4 protein-coding genes are annotated in these 4,608 nt (G+C 71.7%); all 4 read right to left on the bottom strand.

The features are described 5' to 3' along the window. Window positions 1–71: 71 nt before the first annotated feature. The gene (gene glyA, locus ACTIR_RS0119780) at window positions 72–1,343 is read right to left on the bottom strand and encodes a serine hydroxymethyltransferase (protein WP_026455572.1); all 1,272 of its coding nucleotides are present in this window, start codon (window positions 1,341–1,343) and stop codon (window positions 72–74) included. 1 nt (window position 1,344) lies between these two features. Beyond that, window positions 1,345–1,725 carry a glycine cleavage system protein GcvH gene (gene gcvH, locus ACTIR_RS0119775; RefSeq protein WP_007024567.1) on the bottom strand — a complete coding sequence of 127 codons (381 nt, stop codon included), beginning with the start codon at window positions 1,723–1,725 and terminating at the stop codon, window positions 1,345–1,347. Between the two features lie 3 nt (window positions 1,726–1,728). Further along, window positions 1,729–2,850: a glycine cleavage system aminomethyltransferase GcvT gene (gene gcvT, locus ACTIR_RS0119770; protein ID WP_026455571.1), complete on the bottom strand. Its 1,122-nt coding sequence runs from the start codon at window positions 2,848–2,850 to the stop codon at window positions 1,729–1,731. Between the two features lie 9 nt (window positions 2,851–2,859). Next, a partial coding sequence (gcvPB, locus tag ACTIR_RS24495; RefSeq protein ID WP_034241167.1) for an aminomethyl-transferring glycine dehydrogenase subunit GcvPB occupies window positions 2,860–4,608 on the bottom strand: 1,749 nt, incomplete at its 5' end.

Here is a 4,608-nt window from a genome sequence, read left to right as displayed (position 1 = left end):
GGAACGGGGGCCCCGGGTCACCCCGGAGCCCCCGTTCAGCCGCTCGGCGGCGCCTCGGCGGGTGGGCCGCCTCAGTTCTTGTGCGGGTAGAGCGGGTGCTTCTCGGCGAGCACCGCCACGCGGGACCGCAGGTCCTTCCGGGTGGCGTCGTCGAGCTCGGGCCGCAGCGCGGTCGCGATGATGTCGGAGACCTCGGTGAAGTCGTCCGCACCGAAGCCGCGGGCGGCCAGCGCCGGGGTGCCGACCCGCAGCCCCGAGGTGACCATCGGCGGGCGCGGGTCGTTGGGCACCGCGTTGCGGTTGACGGTGATCCCGATCTCGTGCAACCGGTCCTCGGCCTGCTTGCCGTCCAGCTGGGAGTTCACCAGGTCGACCAGCACCAGGTGCACGTCGGTGCCGCCGGTGAGCACCCGCACGCCGTTGTCCACGCAGTCGGACTGCGACAGCCGGTCGGCGAGGATGCGGGAGCCGTCGAGCACGCGCTGCTGCCGGTCGCGGAACTCGTCACTCGCGGCGATCTTGAGCGCCACGGCCTTGCCCGCGATGACGTGCTCCAGCGGCCCGCCCTGCTGGCCGGGGAACACCGACGAGTTGATCTTCTTGGCGTACTCCTGCTTGGACAGGATGATGCCGCCGCGCGGCCCGCCGAGCGTCTTGTGCGTGGTGGTGGTCACCACGTCCGCGTACGGCACCGGGTTCGGGTGCAGGCCCGCCGCGACCAGACCGGCGAAGTGGGCCATGTCCACCATCAGCTTCGCGCCGACCTCGTCGGCGATCCGGCGGAACTCCGCGAAGTCGATCTGCCGCGGGTAGGCCGACCAGCCCGCGATGATCAGCTTCGGCCGGTTCTCCCGCGCGAGGCGCTCGACCTCGGCCATGTCCAGCCGGCCGGTCTGCTCGTCGACGTGGTAGGCCACCACGTTGTAGAGCTTGCCGGAGAAGTTCAGCTTCATCCCGTGCGTGAGGTGGCCGCCGTGGGCGAGGTCGAGCCCGAGGATCGTGTCGCCCGGGTCGAGCAGCGAGACCATCGCCGCCGCGTTGGCCTGCGCACCGGAGTGCGGCTGCACGTTGGCGTGCTCGGCGCCGAACAGGGACTTCGCCCGCTCGATCGCCAGGTTCTCCACGACGTCGACGTGCTCGCAGCCGCCGTAGTAGCGCTTGCCGGGGTAGCCCTCGGCGTACTTGTTGGTCAGCACCGAGCCCTGCGCCTCGAGCACGCTCACCGGCGCGAAGTTCTCCGAGGCGATCATCTCCAGCGTCGACTGCTGGCGGCCCAGCTCGGCGGCCACCGCGTCGGCGACCTCCGGGTCGACCGTGGCCAGATCGGCGTCGAACGTTTTCATGTCAGCCCTCCTGAATCTGTGCGGCGTAGGCGTCGGCGTCCATCAGCTCCGGCAGAGACTCGACGCGCACCCGGAACAGCCACCCGTCGCCGTACGGGTCCGAGTTGACCGTCTCCGGTGCGTCCACGACGGCCTCGTTGAGTGCGACGATCTCGCCGGTGACGGGCGAGTACAGCTCACTGACCGACTTGGTCGACTCGATCTCGCCGCACACCTCGCCCGCCGTGACGGTGCCACCGGCCTCGGGCAGCTCGACGAAGACGACGTCACCGAGCGACTCGGCGGCGAACGCGGTGACACCCACGGTCACGGTGTCGTCCTCGGTGCGTACCCACTCGTGCTCGGCGGTGTAGCGCAGGTCCTGGGGAATGTTCGTCGACAACGGTCAGCCTTTCGAAGAGGAGGGACGCTGGTAGAAGGGCAGGGACACGACCTCGACCGGTTCCGCGCGCCCGCGGATGTCGGCCGACAGGGCGGTCCCGGGTTCGGTGAGTTCCGGCGGGACGAAGGCCATCGCGATCGGGTGGCCGAGCGTGGGCGACAGCGCCCCGCTCGTCACCTCGCCGACCTCGTGGTCACCGTGCAGCAGCCGGTAGCCGTGCCGGGGGGCGCGACGGCCGTTGCCGCGCAGACCCACCAGGACCCGGTCCGGTTCACCACACTTTTCCAGGGCGGCCCTGCCCACGAAATCACCCGGCTTGTCGAATTTCACCAGACGACCCAGGTTGGCGTGGAACGGGGTCGTCCCGGTGCCGAGTTCGTTGCCGTACAACGGCATACCCGCCTCGAGCCGCAGCGAGTCGCGGCAGGCGAGCCCGGCGGGCTTCAATCCGTGCGCGGCACCGGCGTCGGCCAGCCGCCGCCACACCCGCACGGCCGCCCCGGCGGGCACGAACAGCTCGAAGCCGTCCTCACCGGTGTAGCCGGTGCGGGCGAGCAGCACCTCGTCCCCGTCCACGGTGGCGGGCATGCTCGCGTAGTACCGCAGTCCGGACAGCTCGGCCCCGGTGGCCCCGGCCACGATCGCGGCCGAGGCCGGGCCCTGCACGGCGATCAGCGCCGTCTCCGCCGAACGGTCGGTGACCTCGGTGTCGAAGCCGGACGCGCGGGCCCGCAGCTCGTCGGCGATCAGCGCGGCGTTGCCCGCGTTCGCCACCACCAGGTAGTGCTGCTCGGCGAGCCGGTAGACGACCAGGTCGTCCAGAATTCCGCCGTCGACGTCGCACACCATCGTGTAACGGGCGCGGCCGACCTGCACCGCGGAGAGCTTGCCGACCATCGCGTAGTCGAGCGCGTCGGCGGCCTGCGGCCCGGTCAGCTCGATCTCACCCATGTGCGAGAGGTCGAACTGGCCCGCCGTCTCGCGGACCGCCCGGTGTTCGGCCAGTTCACTGTCGTAGCGCACCGGCATGGACCAGCCGGCGAAGTCGGTGAACGACGCGCCGAGCTCGGCGTGCACCTCGTGCAGCGGGGTCCGGCGCGGCGTGGAATCGGTCGTGTTCGTCACGCGGGGACCTCAGCTTTCGTAGGACGAGACGGGCGGGCAGGAGCAGACGAGGTTGCGGTCGCCGTAGGCACCCTCGATCCGCCGCACCGGGGCGAAGTACTTGCCCTTCGGCCGGGTGCGGCCCGGGTAGACGGCCGTGCGCCGGTCGTAGGGCAGGTCCCAGTCGCCGGTGAGCTGCTCGGCCGTGTGCGGGGCCCCGCGCAGGGGGCTGCGCTCCACGTCCCAGGTGCCCGCCGCGACCTCGTCGATCTCCCGCCGGATGGCGATCATGGCGTCGCAGAACCGGTCGAGCTCGGCCAGGTCCTCGCTCTCGGTCGGCTCCATCATCAGCGTGCCCGCCACCGGGAACGACATCGTCGGCGCGTGGAAGCCGTAGTCGATCAGCCGCTTGGCGACGTCGTCCACGGTGACCCCGGTCTCCTTGGTCAGCCCGCGCAGGTCGAGGATGCACTCGTGCGCGACCAGCCCGTCCCGCCCGGTGTAGAGCACCGGGAAGTGCGGGGCCAGGCGTGCGGCGACGTAGTTGGCGGCCAGCACCGCCACCTGGGTGGCGTCGGTCAGCCCGGCCGCGCCCATCATCCGCACGTACGCCCAGGAGATCGGCAGGATGGACGCCGAGCCGAACGGCGCCTCGGAGATCGGCCCGACACCGGTCTCCGGGCCCGCGGACGGCTCCATCGGGTGGTTCGGCAGGTACGGCGCGAGGTGCGCCCGCGCCGCGACCGGCCCCACACCGGGGCCGCCCCCGCCGTGCGGGATGCAGAACGTCTTGTGCAGGTTCAGGTGCGACACGTCGCCGCCGAACTCGCCCGGCTTGGCCAGCCCGAGCAGGGCGTTGAGGTTCGCCCCGTCCACGTACACCTGGCCGCCGCCGGCGTGCACGATCTCGGCCAGCTCGGTGATACCGGTCTCGTACACCCCGTGCGTCGACGGGTAGGTGACCATGATCGCGGACAGCGTGTCGCGGTGCTTGTCCACCTTCGCGCGCAGGTCGTCCAGGTCGACGTCGCCGTTGTCGGTGCAGGCCACCACGACCACCCGCATCCCGGCGAGCACCGCGGAGGCGGCGTTGGTGCCGTGGGCCGACGACGGGATCAGGCACACGTCGCGCTCCGGCTGCCCGTTGGCGCGGTGGTAGGCGCGGATCGCCAGCAGCCCGGCCAGCTCACCCTGGCTGCCCGCGTTCGGCTGCAGCGAGACGCTGTCGTAGCCGGTCACCTCGGCCAGCCACGAGCTGAGCTGGTCGATCAGCACCCGGTAACCCTCCGCGTCGGCGGACGGCGCGAACGGGTGCACCCCGGCGAACTCCGGCCAGGTGACCGCCTCCATCTCGGTGGTGGCGTTGAGCTTCATCGTGCACGACCCGAGCGGGATCATGCCCCGGTCGAGCGCGTAGTCGGAGTCGGCGAGCCCGCGCAGGTAGCGCAGCATCGCGGTCTCCGAGTGGTAGGTGTGGAACACCTGGTGCGTCAGGTACTCGCTGGTGCGGGCCAGCCCGTCGGGCAGCGCGCCCACACCGCTGTCCGCGGTCGTGGCGGTGGTCACCGGACCGGTGTCGGTCACCCCGAACGCGCCGAGCACGTCGGCCAGCGTCTCCGGGGTGGTCACCTCGTCACAGGCGATCCGCACGTGGTCGGCGTCCACCGGGCCGAGGTTGATGCCCGCCTCCCGGGCGGCCGCGACCACCGCGTCGGCCCGGCCGGGCACGCGGGCGGTGACGGTGTCGAAGAACCGCCCGTGCACGACCTCGACGCCGCG

The organism is Saccharomonospora iraqiensis subsp. iraqiensis, from assembly GCF_000430445.1.
GTDB lineage: Bacteria > Actinomycetota > Actinomycetes > Mycobacteriales > Pseudonocardiaceae > Saccharomonospora > Saccharomonospora iraqiensis.
Note: the sequence above shows the minus strand (reverse complement) of the source record. Positions and strands in the feature narration are given on the sequence as shown.

What these genes read in the sequence shown, in the direction of transcription:
- glyA (WP_026455572.1), bottom strand. Translation starts at nt 1,343, where the DNA reads ATGAAAACGTTCGACGCCGATCTGGCCACGGTCGACCCGGAGGTCGCC.